The following is a 17023-nucleotide window of genomic DNA, read 5'->3' as shown; positions in this document are numbered from 1 at the left end:
GCCGGTCGGGCGGGCCGGTCAGGCCGGGCGGGCCGGGTCGGCTCCGGCTGAGCCGGTCGGGCCCGGGCTGACGCCGGTCAGGCCGGGGCGGGGCCGAGGCTGTCCCGGCGGACCAGTTCGGCGGGGAGGCTCTCCACCCGGTCCCGTCCGGCGGCCGGCTCCAGCGCCAGGGTCATGGCCCGGGCGCCGAGTTCGGCCAGTGGCAGCCGGACCGTGGTCAGCGCCGGGGTCACGTCGGCGGCGATCGGCATGTCGTCGAAACCGACCACGGAGACCTGCGCCGGCACCCGTACCCCGCGGGCGCGCAGCAGGTTCAGCGCGCCGACGGCCATCGAGTCGTTCAGCGCCACGATCGCGGTCAGCCCCGGTGTGGCGTCGAGCAGTTCCGCCGCGGCCCGGGACCCGCCGTCGCGGGTGAAGTCCGCGTACCGGATCCGCGCCTCCGGCAGCGGCTCGCCCAGGCCGGCGCCGAGCCCGGCGATCCGGTCGCTGGTGGTGGTGAGGGAGCGCGGGCCGGCGAGCACGCCGACCGTCCGGTGCCCGAGCCGGCGCAGCTCCGCGCCGAGGAGGCGGGCGCCCTCCTCGTTGGCCGGCAGCACGGCGTCGCCCCGGTGCCGGTGCCGGCCGATCACCGCCACGCGCCCGCCGGTGGCCGCGTACGCGGCGAGCCGCTCGTCGAGCAGGGCGTTGACCGTGGGGTCGTGGTAGCCGGAGCCGGCCAGCACGATGGCGGCGACCTGCTGGGCGCGGAGCAGGTCGACGTACTCCACCTCCCGATCCGGGTCGCGGTAGCTGTTGCAGATGATGACCAGCCGACCCCGCTCGGTGGCGACCCGTTGCAACCCCCGGGTCACCTCGGCGAAGTACGGGTCGGAGACGTCGTGCACCAGCACGCCGACCACGCTGCGCTGCGGCCGGGCCAGGAGCTGGGCGTGCGCGTTCGGCACGTACCGCAGCTCGGCGACGGCCTTCAGGACCCGCTCGCGCAGCTCGTCGGCGACCGGCTTGCTGCTGCCGTTGATGACCCGCGACGCGGTCGCGGGGGAGACGCCCGCCCGACGGGCGACGTCGGCCAGCGTCGCCATGCGCACCCCCTCGCACACCCCGGTGGCCGAGAGGCTACCGCAGCGCCGCCGGGAAAGCCCTTGCCTGATCGGTGGAGGCGGCGCTCACCCGGAGCGGGGGGCGGGACGGGAGGTGGTCGCCGTGGTGCGGACGGCCTTGACGATGGCGGGGATGGAGCCGACCAGCAGGACCAGCGCCCAGATCAGCGCCACCACGGCGAAGACCACCGCGCCCAGGTCGTCGGTGATGCTGACCAGGATGCCCGGCACCAGCTGGTGCAGGAACTCCAGCACCACCGTGCACAGCAGGGTGGTCAGCGCCAGCAGCACGAGGCCCTTGTTCTGGAGGAAGCGCGGCTGGGCGGCCAGCAGCAGCGCCGCCCAGACGAGTTTGAGCAGCAGCACCAGGCCGAGCAGCACGGCCGCGTCGCCGACCGGGAAGAACCCCCACACCGCCAGGTACGCCAGCGTGCCGAACGGTGCGGCCAGGAACAGCGAGACCATCACGGTCAGCTCGACGAAGGCGATGATCAGCAGGACCAGCGACACCAGCAGCAGGACGATCGAGAAGACCAGGGTGGCCACCCCCTGCACCCGGCCCTGGATCCGGTCCGGCACCACGAGGCTCAGGCTGAACAACCCGGTGGTCCAGAGCGCCACGAGGTCGATCAGCGCCAGGTGACCGGTGCCCCGGCCGGACGGCTCGGTCACCCTGCCCACGTCGCCCAGCTCGACGCCGAGCTGCCCGGCGCTGTCCCGTAGGGCGCCGCCGGCGTCCCCGCCGCCGGTGAGCGCCGCCGCCCCCAGCTCCAGCCCCACCACCAGCGCGATGGCGAGCAGCGCCAGCAGCAGGAACGGTTTGCGCAGCTCACCCATCTCGCGCCTCCTCACCGGCCGGCGCCCGCCGGCCGGGCCCGTGTCCGCTCAGGACCGGGCGACGGTGACCACGCATCCGCCACCTCCCGGGCACCGCAGGACGACCTCGGTCTCGCCGTCCACCGCCACCTTCGCCACCGCCGTGCCGTCCTCGCCGGGTGCCACCTCGTCGGTGACCGTGACCTCGGCGTCCCCCGGCGCCGGGGCGGTCACCACGAACGGCGCCGCGCTGCGCAGCACCAGGCTGCGCAGGCCGCCCGGATCGGCCACCCGGAGCCGGCAGGCGGTGCCGAAGCCGACCACCACGCCCTCGGGGGACGGCCTCGGCCCGTCGGCCGGCGGCGCGCACGCCACGGTCACCGTCGCCGGGTCCACCGTGCCGGCGTCCCCGCCGAACCGGGCCAGCCAGCCGGGCCCGGCGGACGGGTCACCCCGGTCGTGCCGGCCGCCGCCCACCGCCACCACGTAGAGCACCACCAGCAGCCCGGCGAGGGCCGCCAGCAGCACCTTCTGCCGCCCGCTCACGGCTGGAGGAGCTGGGTGAACCGGATCTGGTCGACCCCCGCGAAGTACCGGTCGGTGCCCTGCGTCTTGCTCACCGCCACCAGGCTCAGCTTGTGCGGCCCCCGGGCCAGCTCCACGGTCCCCACGTCCACGAAGTCGGTGCGCACCACCGTCGGGGTGAAACCGAAGAAGGTGTCGCCGACCTGCCGGCCGTCGACCAGCCAGATGGTGTTCGCGTAGTCGAACGAGGTGGTGCGCACGGCGGAGAGCCGCCAGGTGCCGTCCGCGGGCAGGTCCACGGATACGGTCACCCGGTCACCCACCGCCCGGCCCAGGAAGAAGAGCTGGGCGTCCCCGGACCACACCACCTCGCAGCAGTTCGCCTGGGACACCACCTGCGCCCGCGCCGCCGTGGTCGACTGCACCGTCGCGCCGGGGACCAGGCTCTCCGCCTCCACGGTCACCACCTCGGCCCGGGGCGGGGGCGCCGGATCCCCACCCCGGGTCACCAGCCAGACCACCGTCCCGGTCACCACCAGCAGCAGCGCCGCCGCGGCCGCGAGCCACGGCCACGGCACCCGCTTCGGGGGTACGACCGCCCGCACGTCGTACGTCACCCGGCCGCTGGAGCGGGAACTCTCCTCGGGCGCGGTGTTCGCCGAGTACGCGAACCCGGTCATGTCGTAGCGCCGGGGCGGCGTGCCGGGCGGCACGGCGAGCCGGACCAGGAACGACACCGAGCCCTGCCCGGGCACCACCCGCTGCGGCTCGGCCACGGTGAACCAGCCGCGCTGGGTGCCCTCGCCGGGTGCCACGTCGAAGACCACGGTGTCCGGCGCCTCGCCCGGGTTGGAGACGGTGAAGGTCAGCTCGCCGCAGTTGCGGGCGTCCAGGGTGAACTGCTCGGCGGCGGCGACGACGGTCCATTCGGTGGTCATGACGGCTCCTCTGACGGCTGGTCACGGGGTGGGGACGACACGCGGGCCCGGCCGACGGCGGGAACGGACGCAACCCCGGTGGCCGTACCCTCCGGTCCGTCGGCGTCGGCGTCGGGGGCGGGCGGCTTCGGCTCGGTGGCGCCGGCCGCGGGCGGCTCCGGGTCGGCCGGGCCGGTTCCGGGCGGCTCCGGGTCGTCGGGGCCGGTGGGGCCCGCGCCGGGTCCGGGAGCCGGGGCGGTGGTGATCTCGACGGTGACCGCGGCGGGCTTCTCGGCCTCGACGACGCGGGTGACGAGGGCGAGCCGGTCGGCGGCGGCCGGCGGCACCCGCACCACCACGTGGAACGGCCGGTCGGCCGGCTCGTCCAGCACGAACCCGGTCACGCCGGTGGCCAGCTCCAGCGCCGTCCGCATCCCGTACGGGGTGCCCCGCCACCGGGCCAGCAGCGCGCCGTGCGCCACCAGGTCGCGCAGCCGGCCCAGCGGCAGCGGCAGCGGCGCGTCCGCGCGGGGCGCGGCGACCACGTGGTCCATGGCCACCCACCGGGTCAGGTACGCCACGAACCCGTCCGGCGTCCGGTGCGGCGCGAACAGCGCGTCGACGTCGGCGAGCACCGCCTCGTCCGGGGCGTGCAGCGCCTCCATCACGTCCAGCAGCGCGCCCAGCACGCTGCCCGGGCCGGCGGCCCGCTGGTACGCGGCCGGCAGCAGCCGCTCAATCGCCGCTCGGCGCATCCTGCCGCACCACCTCGATGTCGTGCTCGCCGGAGCAGAGCAGCCAGGTGCCGGGGACGGTGACCACGTCGGCGGTGGCCTGGTTGGCGCTGGCCGTCCAGTCCTCCGCGTCGCCGCTGCGGTACACCCCGCGCTCGCCGCCGGCCAGGATCAGCCTGCCGGCCCCACCGCCGCCGGAGGGCACGGTGGCGGCGATCGCGTCGACGGGGACGAACCGGGTCCGGTCGCGCAGCGGCAGGCCGCAGTTGACCATCACGGGCTGCCACTGCGGCTGCGCGGCCAGGGTGTCCAGCCGGACCACCCCGCCGCTCTGCGTGGCGGCCAGCGCCAGGGTGCCGCTGAACGCCAGGTCCCGGCAGGTGCCGCCGATCCAGCCGCTCGCCACCGACTGCCACTTCACGTCGGACTCGAAAAGCCGGGTGCGGTGGCAGCCCTGCCCGGGCTTCTTCGGGTCCGGCTCGCCGGCGCCGCTCCACAGCAGGGTGGCCGGGCCGTCGTACTGCACGGCGAGCACCCGGTTGTCCACGTTGGCCAGCCCGACGTGGGCGAAGCTGCCCGGGCGGCCGGCGGCGGTGGACAGGTAGACGCCGAAGCCGGCCTGCGCCGCCACCGCCACCCCGGGCGCGCCCCGCTCGGAGACGAACGACCGGACCGCGTAGAAGCCGCGGTCGGCGTCGGCCGGGTCGACCAGGATCTGCAACGGCACCGCGCCGGGCAGGAGGGACACCTCGTACAGGCCGGCGTCGGTGGCCAGCAGCAGCGCCCCCGCGCCGTCCCGGTCGATCCAGGCCAGGTCGCGTACGCCGGAGTCCAGGTCGGTCAGCAGCGTCCAGGTCTCGCCCAGGTCGGTGCTCAGCCGGACCCGGGAGCCGCCGGCGTCGCGCGCCGTCACCACGGCCACCGAACCGGCCCGGGGCACCACGCCGGGGCGGACCGGGGCGGGGGCGGGCACCACCCGGACCACGCTCTCGCCGTCGAACCGGCCGGCCGGCTCCCAGCCCGCCCCGGCGTTGGTGGAGCGGAACAGCACCGGGCCGCGCCCGGCGTACCAGGTGCCGGGCTGGTACTGGTCGACCGCCACGGCCCGCACCTGGGCGTCCGGCGCCTCGTCGACCACGAACCGCACCGACTCGACGTAGCGCACGCCCGGCTCGGCGTGCTCCAGCATCCGGTACACGTTGGAGGCCCGCAGCGGCTCGCCGAACGCCCAGCCGGCCGGGTTGAGCGGCGTGGGCAGCGGGCTCAGCGTCTGGTGCAGCCGGTCGTGGATCCGCCGGCGGACCGCGTCCACGTCCTCCTCGCGGCGGACCACCACCCGGGCCCGGATGGAGACCGCCTTGTAGCGCGCCCAGCCGGCCCGCACGGCCGTGCCGAGGGCGCGGCGCCGCTCCAGGTCGGCCTCCACCCGACGGCGGGCCTCCTCGACCTCGTGTTCGCGCAGCACCGCCACCGGCAGCCGGCCGCCGGGGCGGGCCTGCTCCGGCACGTACGGCACCAGCACCACCTCGACCTCGCCCGGACGGGCGAAGCTGTAGACCGCCGCCCGGGTGAACGCCCGCGCCCGGGCCACCGCCCCGGAGCCGGCGGCGAGGATCTCGTAGTCCCGGGCGGTCACCGCGCGCTGCTGGGCGAAGAACTCGTACGGCCCGCGCGCCAGCGCCGACTCCATCGACTCCAGGTCCCGGCCGCCGGCGGCCGGCGCCGGGTTGTCCACCCTCAGCCCGGGCAGCGGGTCGCGCAGGCTGGTCAGGGTCCCGGCCGCCACGTTCCCGGCCGGCCCGCCGCCACAGCGGTACCAGAGCCGGACCTGCCGGCCGGCCGGCGGCACCGCCGCTACCGGGCCGGGCGCCCCCTCGACACCCGGCCCGGCCCCGTCCGCCGGCCGCAGGTCCAGCGCGGGGGCGAAGGTGACCACCCCGGAGGCCCGGTCGACCAGGTAGACCTTGGCCTGCGGGCCCACGCCGGCGAAGCTGTCCACCGGCCGCCAGATCTCGTACGTGCGGCCCTCGTGCTCCCGGGCGGCCGCGCCCAGCTCCACCGACCCGGTCGGCACCTCCACCCCGAGCAGCAGGTCCAGCGCCTCGGTGGTCCGGGCCAGCGGTGCGCGGGCCGCCCGGAAGACCTGCCCGGCCTGCCCGGTGCCGGTGCCCAGCAGCTCCGCCTCGACCGGCTCGCAGTGGTGCACGCGTACCGTCACCTCGGTCTCGCCGGCGGCCAGCACGGCCGGCTCGGTGGTCACGAAGACGACCGGCCGGGGGTCCGCGCCGCGGGCCGCGGCCACCCGGGTGCCGGCCGGGACGCGGACCGCACCCCGGTCCGGGCCGGTCCGGGTGAAGCGGACGTCCGCCCAGGCGGCGGCCGGCGGGTGCCGGGTCACCCCGAGCAGGTTGAGGAAGGCCACGTACGCCTTCTCCGGCAACTGGTTCAGCCGGTAGATCATCACCTCGGTGAGGTAGGCGAACGCCTCCAGCAGCGCCATCCCCGGGTCGTGCGCGGAGAGGTCCGTCCAGTCCGGGCAGGACCGGCGGATCCGTTCCCGCGCCTCGGTGACCAGGTCCAGGAAGGCGCGGTCGTCCAGGTGCGGCACCGGCAGCGTCATGAGGTCGCCTCCTCGCCGGGTTCGTCGTCGACGGGAAGCAGGTCGACGGAGAAGACCAGCTGGCCGGGGGACAGGCTGGCCCGCACCCGGTAGTCCAGCCGGATCACCAGCCGCCACGGGTCGTCCGGGTCCGGCCCGGCGTCCACGTCGAGCACCTCGACCCTCGGTTCCCAGCGCCGGATCGCCTGCCGCACGTAGTGGATGGCCAGGCCGGCGGTGGTGTCGTCGTTGGGCGCGAAGACCAGCCGGTGCAGCCGCGAGCCGTACCCGGGGCGCATCAGCCGCTCGCCCGGCGTCGTGGACAGCAGCAGGAACAGCGCCTGGCGTACGGTCTCGTCGCCCTCGGTCATGGCCAGGCCGCCGGCGGCGGTCAGCGCGAGACCGCCGGTGCGACCCGCGTCGAAGCCGGCGCCGACGAAGCGGAAGGCCCTCATGCGTCCGCCTCCAGGAAGGTCTGTCGCGGGTCGCGGACGGTGTGGTGGACCAGCCCGGGCGGGGTGCCGTCGGTCAGCCCGTCCAGGTTCGACAGCACCACCCGGTGGCCGTCCACCCGCAGCCAGGCGCTGTAGCCGACGGTCACCTTCAGCGTCTTCGCACAGGGTTTGATGGTCGGCCCGTAGTTGGGGCACGCCGTGATGTCCCGTCCCTCCGGGTCGGCCTCGACCAGCACCGGCACGCCCCGCACGGTCACCCACCGCTGGGAGGGGCGGTTGGCCACCCGGCCGTCGTGGTCGCAGGTGATCAGCGAGTCGCGGTGGATCCAGCGCATCAGCCACCTCCGTGGGCGCGGGCGAGGGTACGGGCCTGGGCGGCGGCGGTCTCGGCGTCCTCGGCCGCCTCCGCGTGCAGGAAGTCGACGGTGCGGGCGCGCACCACCATGGCGCGGCCAGGCGCCGAGAGCACCAGGTCGCCGGCCGCGTGCACGGTGGTCAGCTCGGGACGCAGCTCGACGAAACTGCCGCCGTCGGTGGCCAGCCGCAGGGCCCGCCCGTCGTCGTCGATGACGATCGACTGCCCGGTGCCGGTCCGCATCGACCAGCGGCGGGACCGCCCCGACACGATCCCCGCGTCGTACGGCTCGACGGCGCCGAACAGCGAGCCCAGCACGACGCCCGAGGTCGGCTCGCCGCCGGGCAGCGCCACCAGCACGGTGTCCTCCGGGTCGGGCAGCGCCACGATGCCCTTGCCCCGGCCCGCCCCCGGGCAGAGCACGGCGAGCCAGCCGGCGTCCAGGTCCCCGTACGCGGGCAGGGTCACCCGGGCCCGGCCCAGCCCGTCCGGGTCGTCCACGTCGGTGACCGTGCCGAGGGTGACGGTGGCCGCCACGGGCGCGGCGGGTGGCGGTGGCGCGGGCGGGACGGTGGAGAACCGGGTCAGGTGCCCGTTCCCGTCGAGCGTGTGCACCACCTCGGTGAGCACGTACACCCCGGCGACCGGGTCGGGCACGCCGGCCAGCGTGATCCGGCGGCCCGGGCGCAGCGCCGGATCACCCTCGGCCGTGCCCTCGGTGGTGACCAGCGCGGCGACCCGGGCGTCCAGCCCGGCCTGGGCGAGGGCGGCCAGCTCGTCGTCGCTGCGGCCCGGCTGGTCGACGGCCGTGCGCACCCCGTCCGCGCCCACCCCGCCCGGGTCCGGGCACAGCGGGATGCGCCGCCCGGAGCGGGCCTCGCCGGCCTCCTGGCGCAGCGGCTCGGCGCGCTGCGGGTGCCAGCCCAGCGCGGCGCACCCGCCGCCGGCCCGGTCCAGGTTCTCCGCGATCCGCAGCGCGTGCACGTTCCCGCCGAGGGTGAGCGGGACCGGGTCGCCGTGGCCGTCGAGGGTCAGCAGGCGCAGCCGGTCGCCCTCCACCGCCAGGTGCAGGCCGGCCCGGCCGGCCACCTCACGGAGCAGCTCCAGGTCGGTGTGCCGGTGCTGGAGCAGCCGGTCCAGGCGCGGTCCGTCGGTGCCGGCGTCGACGGTGAGCCCCAGATCGGCGCAGAGCACCCCGGCAAGCTCGGCGGCGGTCACCGACTCGAACACCCGCAGCTCCTGCCGCTTGCGCAGCCGGTGCAGCGGGTCGTACGCCCTGATCCGCAACAGCGCCGCGCCGTCGCCGGCGTACTCCACCTCGACGGCGGTCACCTCGCCGGTGAACAGGGCGTCCTGCTGGTCCTCCAGGCGCAGGTCGAGGGTGGCGCCGGGGCGTACCGGGGGGTCCAGGGCGGCGGCGCCCGGGGCGGTGGCCAGGGTGAGTTCGCACTGGGTCGGCTGGTCCAGGCGGGCGGCGACCCGGACGCCGCGCAGACGGCGGGGGTCGGCCAGCGGGGTGCCGTCGATCGTCACGGCGGCGGCCCGGATCACGGCGCACCTCCCGTGCCGATCGAGTCGTCGTGTGGCGGCGGCGCGGCGGTGGTCGGCACGGCCAGGGCGGTGCCGGCCGGCACGGTCAGCGGGTCGCTGATCCGGTTGTGCTCGGCGAGCAGCCGCCAGCGCAGCGGCGAGCCGAGCGCGTCGTGGGCGAGCAGGTCGAAGCGCACCCCGGACCAGCCCGGCTCGGCCGCCCCATCCGCGGCGGCGACGACCGCCGACCCCGGCGGCACCGTCGGCGTGCTCGCCGCGGCCAGTTCCTCCTCGAAGCCCGCCCGTGCCGCCTCGGCGGTCTCGGCCACCCGGACCAGCTTGAGCCGCAGCCAGGAACGGCGCGGGGTGCCGGTAAGGGTGAACGCGTCGAAGCGTTCCGCGATCGCCACGATGACGCCCGGCACGTTCCAGGTCTTGCCCCACACCAGCCGGACCAGCGGGGGCCGGAGCCAGCCGTGCTCGACGGCGGAGTTCTCCGCCAGCATCCACAGCGGACGGGTGAGTGCGCGGACGTCCTCGGGGCGCGCCGGCGACTCCACGAAGTCGGTGTCGAAGAGCAGGTCCAGCACCAGCTCGGTACGCCCGCCGCCGGTGAAGACCAGCGGGTCGTCGGCGAGACCGGCGCCGGTGAGCTGGCCGTCCGGCGCGCCCCGGGGGCGTACGCCGGCCAGCCGGGTGACCTGCACGGTCTCGGGATTGAGCAGGCAGTCCACCCGGGTGCCGGACTCGTCCACGAGGAAGGCGATGCGTTCCATCAGTCACCCGCCTGTTCCCGGTCGAGGCGGGCCAGCCGGTCGGCGTCGCGCGCCGTGACCGCCGGCGCCCACAGCCCCCGGTCGTCGGGCAGCGCCGGCCACGGATCCCGTCGCGGCACGCCCGCGGTCCCGTGCGGCTGCGCCCCCCGAAGTCCGGTGTCGCCGGCCTCGCGTGGCAGCGCCGGCCAGGGCCCGGCCGCCGCGGCGGTCCAGTCGGGACGGTCGGGCGCCGGCCCTGGGCCCGCGGTTCCCCTCGCGGGCCGGCCCGTGCTGCCGTCTCCAATCGCGGCGGCGAGCGGGTTCGGGTGCGTCTGTTGTCGTCCCAGCGACAACAGACGCACCCGAAGCTCGTCGGATGCGCCGGTTCCTGCGCCTCCCCGGGACGCGGCCGTCCGGGCGCTGCTCAGTTCCGGTGCGCCGACGGACGGACCAGGCCGGACACGGCCCGTCGCCGTGTCGGCGAGCGGGACGACGGGCACGGGCGGGTCGCCGGCGGTTGCCGGGTGGACCCGCCCGGTGCGGCCGGCCATCCCCGGCTCGGCCGCGCTGCCCGCGACGGTGTCCCACCCCGACCAGGCGCGGCCTGCCATTCCCGGCTCGGCCGCGTTGCTCGCGACGGTGTCCCACCCCGACCGGGCGCGGCTCGCCATTCCCGGCTCGGCCGCGCTGCCCGCGACGGTGTCCCACCCCGACCGGGCGCGGCCGGGCATTCGGGGCGAGGACTCCGGCGGTGCCCCGGTCCGGCCGGGCGACGATCCCGACGGGCCGCTCGTCCGGCCGGGCGACCACCCCGGTGGCGCGTCGGTCTCGACGGGCGACCGGGACGCCCGCACGGCCGGGCGGGACGGCGGGATGACGCCGTCGTCCGACCTCCTGCCACGGCGAGCGCCGTCGGACGACGCAGCACCCGGCAGCCCGACGACGGATCCGCGCGCGGCGCCGGTCGCGGCCGATTCCCACCGCGGGGCGAGCGGGCTGCGGGGGACACGCCTGCCGCTCGACGTGGATCCGCCCCCGGCGGCGCCGCCCGACGACGGTGCGCGCGGGATGTCGTCACCGGACCTGACCGGGTACCGGGACGAGTCGCCGGCCGGTGCGCCGGGTTCGGCGAGCCCTCGCGGGTCGGCACGCGTGCCGGGGCCGAGCACCCCGATCCGGCCCGGATCGACCTCCGGGCGAGAACCGCCACCCAGCCCGGAGAGACCCCCCGCTACCGCGCCGACCGTCCCTCCAATAGATCCGGTCGCCCCACCAACCCGTCCCGCCCACCAGTCCAACCCCGGCACCGCCGGCCGCAACGGCAACCCCCGCCCGCCCCCGCCCCCGACCCCCGCCACGCCACCGTGCCCGCACTCCTCCGCCCCCTCCTCGTTGATCAAGAAGTTTGCGTCGGCGGAGCCGTCGGATCCGACGCAAACCTCTTGATCAACAGGGGAGGCGGGGGGAGTGGGGGTGGGGAGGGTTTGGAGGAGGTTGGGGGCGTGGGCGGCGACCAGGCGGAGCCAGTGTTCGGGGGGTTCACCGGGGCGGCGGGGTGCGGGCTCGGGGGGAAGGGCGCGCGGCGGGGTGGCGGCCGCCGTGGCGAGGCGGTCGGCGGTGGCCCGGAGCAGGCGGGCCAGCCGGTCACGCGGTCGTCGGGGCGGCCGCACTGCCGGACTCCAGTTCCAGCCCCTCGTACGCCAGGGTCAGCGCCTCGATGGCGATCTCCTGGGACAGGGTGTTCAGGTGGGCGCCCCGCCACCGCGTCGGCCACGCGTTGATCATGTTCCAGCGCAGCACCTCGGCGGTGCCGGCCGGGTCGAGCAGCACCACCGAGACGTTGCGCCGGTTGACCGTGCCCTTCGCGGCCGCGTTCACCCAGTCCCACAGCTCGCGGGACGAGGTCAGGCCGAAGTGGAGGGTGACGGGGGCGTACTCGACCTGGCCGGGGACCGCCCGGATCCGCTCATTGCCGGCCTCCCGGTACGCCAGCGCCGGAATGGCCACCTCGAAGCCGCTGACCTCGGTGAAGTGCCCGTTGGTGATGCCGTTGATGAGCAGCTTGAAGTGGTACGCCCGGTAGGGGTCGACGGGCGCGCCCGGCTGCGGGGTGGCCGTGGTGGGCATGTCAGCCTCCGATCGTCTCGGTCTCGGTGCCGCCGGCCCACTGGCTCAGCTTGAACACCACGAACTCCGCGGGCTTGACCACCGCGATGCCGATGTGTGCCACCACCATCCCGGCGTCGCGCACGTCGGCCGGGTTGGTCTCCTCGTCGCACTTGACGAAGAACGCCTCCTCGGGCGTGCGGCCGAGCAGCGCGCCGTCGCGCCACACCCGGGTGAGGAACGCCCCGATGTCCCGCCGGATCGAGCGCCAGAGGGTGTGGTCGTTCGGCTCGAACACCATCCACCGGGTGCCGTTGGCGATGGCCTGCTCGATGGCGATGGAGAGCCGCCGTACGTTCAGGTAGCGCCACTCGCTGGCCTCGGCGGCGAGCGTACGGGCGCCCCAGAGCCGGATGCCCTCGCCGGCGAAGAACCGGATCACGTTGACGCCCTTGGGGTTGAGCACGTCGTGCTCCGGGCGGGTGACCAGGTACGCGAGGTCGACCGCGCCGCGCACCGGCTCGTTGGCCGGCGCCTTGTGCACCCCGCGCAGCGCGTCGGTGCGGGCCCAGATGCCGGCCACGTGCCCGCTCGGCGGGGTGAGGACGAGGTCGCCGCTGAGCGGGTCGCGGACCCGGATCCAGGGGAAGTAGTAGGTGGCGAAGTCCGACTGCCGGGGCCGGTCGCCGCCGGGCGGGTCGTCGTCCGGCTTCGGCGTACCCTCGGCGGGTTTGCCGGACGCCTTGCCTGGCGTGGCGACCCGGGTGAGCCGGGAGATGTCGTCCACCTCGGGCGGCGGGTCGCAGATGGCGACCATGGTGCGCAGCCGCTCGGCCATGCTGATCAGCGCCTCGTGCGAGACCGGGTCGTGGTAGCCGGGCGCGGCCAGGATGGAGATCTCGTCGATGGCCTCCAGCAGTTGCAGGCCGCTGCGCTTGCCGCCGGTGCCGGTGAGCTGGCCGCCCTCGCCGACGTTGACCACCCAGCAGCGGGTGCCGCCGTTGTCGAGGAAGCCGAAGACCGCGCGGGCCAGCGGCGTGCTCTCCAGGTGCTCGCCGTCGGCGTAGAGCCGGAGGAACTCCGACCAGCTGTTCACGGCGAGGGCCTGGCCGACGTGGGCGGTGCGGTTGGGCGCGAGCCCGACGAAGGCGGCGGTGCTCGTGCCCACCGGGCCGATCGGGCGGGCGCCGCTGGGCACCTCCTCGACATAGATGCCGGGGGAGAAGTAGGTGGGCATCGGTCCTCCTCGAGGAGTCAGTCGGGGGCGCAGACGACGACGGGATCGGGGTCGGCGGGGTCCAGCTCGGCGGTGTGGGTGCGGCCCCGGCCGACCAGCCGGATCCGCACCGGCCGGTCCGGGGCCTCGGGGTCGTGCGGGACGCCGACGAGCCGGAACCGCCCGCCGACGTCGGTCTCGGTGGACTGGGCCGTGCCGACCAGCTCCACCCGCATGGCGGCGAGCGGCTGCCGCTCCGGCCCGACCACCCGGCCGTTCAGGGTGCGCAGGTCGAGCTGCCGCAGCCGCAGCGGCTGCCGCACCGGCGGCGCGGCCGGCGCCGGCCGGTCGATCCGCGCCGGCACGTCGAGCAGCAGCGCGGGCCGGGGCGCCACGCCGAGCGCCCGCCAGAGCGCGGGATCCCCGGCGGCCAGCACCACCTCGGGCTGGCCGGCCGCGGTGGCGGCAGCGAGGACCCGGTCCAGCGCCGGCAGCGCCGCCGGCCCGCCGCCGCTGACCAGCAGCCGGACCACGAACCGGTACGGCTCGCGCGCCCCGCCGCTGCCCGCGGTCTGCCGGGCCGGCCGCAGCTCCAGCGGCCAGACGGTGAGGCCGCCGTCGGGGTCGTCGCGGGGCGGGCCGACCGGGACGGGTTCACCCGCCGCCCCGGTCAGCCAGGCCGCGAGGTCCGCGACGGCCGCCTCGATCGCGCCGGTCATCGCGGCGGGGTCCCCTGGATCCGGTACGCGATGGCCTCGTTCCAGACGTGCGGGTAGACGCCGATCTCGAAGTAGCGGGTGAACCGGTTGATCGGCGCGTTGCTGTGGTCGTGCCAGAGCAGCCACACCGGGGCGATGGTGAACAGCACGTAGTTGAGCGCGACCAGCGGCAGGTAGAGCGGGCCGAGCAGGCGCGCCTGGAGGATGTGCACGTCCTCGTGCCGCTGGATGCCGGGGCTGGACCCGGCGCAGACGGTGCCGATGGTGGTGGCGTAGCGGGGCGAGACGCCCTCGACCACGTTGACCCGCCCGCTGCCCTGCGAGACCACCCGGTCGAGCTGGTGCCCGAAGACCAGGTGCAGGGCCAGGTAGAGCGCGCCGGCGACGGTGTTGAGCAGGCTCCAGGTGTGGTCGACCACGAAGAGGAAGATGCCCTTGAGGTCGGTGCCGTACGTGCCGGCGGAGGCGACCGCCCAGCCGAACGGCGCGCCGACGAGCAGCCCGACGACCGCGCCGATCAGCAGGCCGATGGTGCCGCCGGCCGCCCCGCCGAGCACGGCGCCGAGGACGATGTGGACGGCGGCGCTGATGATGCCGAGGACCATGGGGTCACCTCTCTCAGACCCAGGAGCGGATGTAGCGGGGCTCGCGGCCCTGGGCGAGCTGGGTCGGCGACGCGTTCGTCGCCTGCCGGTTGCCCGGGGGCAGCTGGTTGATGCCGAGGGCGGCGGAGAAGATGACCAGCCCGTTGAAGAACGCGATGATCCACTTCTCCGGTCCCGCGTCGTCGGCGAAGGCGGCCGTCAGGTACGACAGGACGAGCGCGAAGCCCAGTGCGATCCACTTGCGCGCCTTGTCGCCGCTCGGGCCGATGAGGCCGCCGATGACGTTGGTGGCCAGGAGGGTGGCGGCGCTGGCGCCGGTGAGGCTGCCGAGGGCGGCCCAGGTGAAGAGATCGTTCACGGCGATCCCCCTCTTCGGTTGTTGCGGTGGTGCGATCGGGGTGGGGTGGTGCGGCGGCCCCGGCTGATGCGGTGCCGGGTACCGCCCGGGTGGCGGCGTCGCGTCCGCTCAGGCCGGCCGGTCGGCCGGGGGAGTGGGCGCGGGGGTGGGTGCGGCCGGTGCGGCGGCCACCGGGCCGCGCGGCCGGCGGAGCAGGAGGACGACGACCACGGCGACCAGCAGCAGCACGACCAGCCCGCCGACCACCAGCAGCCAGGGGAACCCGCCGCCGGTGGCCGCGGCGGCGGCCGAGGTGACCGAGGCGGAGGGCTGCGCCGGCGCCTCGGCGACGGCTCGCAGTTCGGCCGGCTTGGGCTGGTTGGCGACCACCTTCCAGCTCACCGACCGGCCGTTGATCGTGCCGTTGGTGTCCAGCACCCGGCCGGGGAAGGTCACCGAGATCTCGAACGACATCAAGGTCATGAAAGCCTGCTGGTTCCGCGGATCCTGTTCGGCGACCTTTCCGCCGTATTTCCTCGGATCGAACGGGAGCGAGAAGCGGTAGAGATCGCCGTCCCGGGAAAGATTCACACTCTCGCTGGTGAATTGCGACAGGGGCGTTTTCCGGTACGCGATCTGAATGCCGTAGTAGTTGGCGTCCTCGTAGCGGGTCTCGGCGCCGGCGGGGAGGGAGGGGATGTTCTGCCGCAGCTCGGCGAAGGCCGCCGCGACGTCCGGGTTCCGCCGCTTGAGCAGGGACTTCTCGGCGGTGAGCAGGAGTTGGCCGGTGACCGTGTCGTCGGTGTTGACGGTCAACCCCAGGTTGAGCTGCATGCAGCCGCTCAGTGCCGCCACGAGGGCGAGACACACCGCGAGGCGCAATGCCCGGCTGCGGCGGAGTCTCGTATTCATGGGCACAGTGTGTGTGATCGCCATCACGTCCAGCAGTCAGCGATCAGTCACACGCTTGTCGCCGATCTTACCGGCCCGTTCTCCCATTCGGGCGAGCCCGGAAAACGCGTGCGGTCGATATTCTGAAGGGTTGTGCGTCGCGCAATTCGGCTCAGCCCTGCGGCGGCTGCCAGTCGGCGTACCGGGCCATGCCGCGCAGCGCCGCCCGGGACGGGGTCAGCCGGAGCAGGCCGTCGCGCAGGGCGACCGCCGCCGGGTGGCGGAGCTGCTGGCCGTACCGGGCGGTGCGGGCGGAGGCCCGGGCGACGGCCTGGCTGCGGGGTCGCCGCTGCCGGTCGTACTCGGCCAGCGCGCCGGCCAGGTCGGCCGGCCCGCCGGCGCAGACGGCGCCGAGCACCACGGCGTCCTCGATCGCCTGCCCCGCGCCCTGCCCCAGGTGCGGGGTCATGGCGTGCGCCGCGTCGCCGAGCAGCGCCACCCGGCCCCGCACGTACGACGGCAGCGGGGTGGCCAGGTGGAACAGGTCGGTGCGGAGCACCGCCTCGGGCGGGGTGGCGGCCAGCAGCGCGGGTATCGGCTCGTGCCAGTCGCCGAAGCGGGCCCGGACGGCCGCCAGCTCGTCCGGCTCGCGCCCGCCCGGCGGGGCGGTCTCGGCCGCGTACCAGTAGAGCCGGCCGTCGCCGAGCGGGACGGTGCCGAACTCCCGGCCCGGCGCCCAGGTGACGGCCGTGGACACCGGCGCGGTCCACCGGATCGCCGCCCGCCAGGCCGTCGAGCCGGAGTACGCCGGCGCCGGCAGGTCCGGCCAGAGCCGCCGGCGCAGCGCGCTGTGCAGCCCGTCGGCCCCGACCACGAGGTCCGCCCGCAGCGTGGCCGGCGCGCCGTCCCGCCGGTAGGTCACCGCGGGGAGGTCGGCGTCGACGTCGACCACCTCGGCCGCGGTGACCAGGGTCGAGGCCGGCAGGGCGGTGCGGAGCAGCCGGTGCAGCGCGGTCCGGTGGATGCCGAGCGCGGCCGTGCCGAGCGCCCGTTCCAGCTGGGCCCCCTCGATCCGGGACAGCCACCGGCCGTCGCTGGTCCGCAGCCCACCCGGCGAGTCCGGCGCGCCGTGCCGGCGGACCGCGTCGCCCACGCCGAGCGCGTCGAGCCCGCGCAGCGCGTTCGCCATCAGGGTCAGGCCGGCGCCCAGCTCGCGCGGCTCGGCGGCGCGTTCCAGCACGGTGACCCGCCAGCGCCGGCGGTGCAGGGCCAGCGCCGCCGCGAGCCCGCCGATGCCGGCGCCGACCACGATCGCGTGCGGCTCGCCCATGCCGACCACTTTCTACGCCTGTAGAAGGGC

At 76.0% G+C, this 17023-nt stretch carries 17 protein-coding genes; all 17 read right to left on the bottom strand.

Annotation, left to right across the window (positions count from 1 at the left end):
• Nucleotides 1-77 precede the first annotated feature (77 nt).
• Entirely contained in the window at nt 78-1085 is a 1008-nt protein-coding gene (locus IEY96_RS22060) for a LacI family DNA-binding transcriptional regulator (RefSeq protein ID WP_189196708.1), read from the bottom strand.
• Nucleotides 1086-1169: 84 nt separating this feature from the next.
• Nucleotides 1170-1940, bottom strand: a complete 771-nt coding sequence (locus IEY96_RS22055) for a hypothetical protein (RefSeq protein ID WP_189196707.1) — start codon at nt 1938-1940, stop codon at nt 1170-1172.
• Nucleotides 1941-1988: 48 nt separating this feature from the next.
• Nucleotides 1989-2465: a hypothetical protein gene (locus IEY96_RS22050; RefSeq protein WP_189196706.1), complete on the bottom strand. Its 477-nt coding sequence runs from the start codon at nt 2463-2465 to the stop codon at nt 1989-1991.
• On the bottom strand, nt 2462-3382 hold the full coding sequence (locus IEY96_RS22045; RefSeq protein WP_189196705.1) for a hypothetical protein: 921 nt from the start codon (nt 3380-3382) through the stop codon (nt 2462-2464). The genes IEY96_RS22050 and IEY96_RS22045 overlap by 4 nt, the downstream gene beginning before the upstream one ends.
• Nucleotides 3379-4116, bottom strand: a complete 738-nt coding sequence (locus tag IEY96_RS22040) for a phage tail protein (RefSeq protein ID WP_189196704.1) — start codon at nt 4114-4116, stop codon at nt 3379-3381. The genes IEY96_RS22045 and IEY96_RS22040 overlap by 4 nt, the downstream gene beginning before the upstream one ends.
• Nucleotides 4097-6715 (bottom strand): putative baseplate assembly protein, encoded by a 2619-nt coding sequence (locus tag IEY96_RS22035; protein ID WP_189196703.1) that lies wholly within the window; start codon nt 6713-6715, stop codon nt 4097-4099. The genes IEY96_RS22040 and IEY96_RS22035 overlap by 20 nt, the downstream gene beginning before the upstream one ends.
• Nucleotides 6712-7149 (bottom strand): GPW/gp25 family protein, encoded by a 438-nt coding sequence (locus tag IEY96_RS22030; RefSeq protein WP_189196702.1) that lies wholly within the window; start codon nt 7147-7149, stop codon nt 6712-6714. Before IEY96_RS22030 ends, IEY96_RS22035 begins: the two co-directional genes overlap by 4 nt.
• On the bottom strand, nt 7146-7484 hold the full coding sequence (locus IEY96_RS22025; RefSeq protein ID WP_189196701.1) for a hypothetical protein: 339 nt from the start codon (nt 7482-7484) through the stop codon (nt 7146-7148). The genes IEY96_RS22030 and IEY96_RS22025 overlap by 4 nt, the downstream gene beginning before the upstream one ends.
• The gene (locus tag IEY96_RS22020) at nt 7484-9055 is read right to left on the bottom strand and encodes a phage baseplate assembly protein V (RefSeq protein WP_189196700.1); all 1572 of its coding nucleotides are present in this window, start codon (nt 9053-9055) and stop codon (nt 7484-7486) included. The genes IEY96_RS22025 and IEY96_RS22020 overlap by 1 nt, the downstream gene beginning before the upstream one ends.
• On the bottom strand, nt 9052-9810 hold the full coding sequence (locus IEY96_RS22015; protein WP_189196699.1) for a CIS tube protein: 759 nt from the start codon (nt 9808-9810) through the stop codon (nt 9052-9054). Before IEY96_RS22015 ends, IEY96_RS22020 begins: the two co-directional genes overlap by 4 nt.
• Before the next feature lie 1623 nt (nt 9811-11433).
• Entirely contained in the window at nt 11434-11916 is a 483-nt protein-coding gene (locus IEY96_RS22010) for a phage tail protein (RefSeq protein ID WP_091305749.1), read from the bottom strand.
• A gap of 1 nt (nt 11917) precedes the next feature.
• The gene (locus IEY96_RS22005; protein WP_189196698.1) at nt 11918-13132 is read right to left on the bottom strand and encodes a phage tail sheath family protein; all 1215 of its coding nucleotides are present in this window, start codon (nt 13130-13132) and stop codon (nt 11918-11920) included.
• 17 nt (nt 13133-13149) lie between these two features.
• Entirely contained in the window at nt 13150-13830 is a 681-nt protein-coding gene (locus IEY96_RS22000) for a carboxypeptidase-like regulatory domain-containing protein (protein ID WP_189196697.1), read from the bottom strand.
• Nucleotides 13827-14435 (bottom strand): glycine zipper family protein, encoded by a 609-nt coding sequence (locus IEY96_RS21995; RefSeq protein WP_189196696.1) that lies wholly within the window; start codon nt 14433-14435, stop codon nt 13827-13829. The genes IEY96_RS22000 and IEY96_RS21995 overlap by 4 nt, the downstream gene beginning before the upstream one ends.
• A 13-nt stretch (nt 14436-14448) precedes the next feature.
• Nucleotides 14449-14793, bottom strand: coding sequence for a hypothetical protein (locus IEY96_RS21990; protein WP_091258907.1), 345 nt, complete (start codon nt 14791-14793; stop codon nt 14449-14451).
• Between the two features lie 108 nt (nt 14794-14901).
• Entirely contained in the window at nt 14902-15684 is a 783-nt protein-coding gene (locus IEY96_RS21985) for an LppM family (lipo)protein (protein WP_229791782.1), read from the bottom strand.
• 151 nt (nt 15685-15835) lie between these two features.
• Nucleotides 15836-16993 (bottom strand): FAD-dependent monooxygenase, encoded by a 1158-nt coding sequence (locus tag IEY96_RS21980; protein ID WP_189196695.1) that lies wholly within the window; start codon nt 16991-16993, stop codon nt 15836-15838.
• Nucleotides 16994-17023 lie beyond the last annotated feature (30 nt).

The sequence above is a fragment of the Micromonospora fulviviridis genome, from assembly GCF_014648395.1.
GTDB lineage: Bacteria > Actinomycetota > Actinomycetes > Mycobacteriales > Micromonosporaceae > Micromonospora > Micromonospora fulviviridis.
Note: the sequence above shows the minus strand (reverse complement) of the source record. Positions and strands in the feature narration are given on the sequence as shown.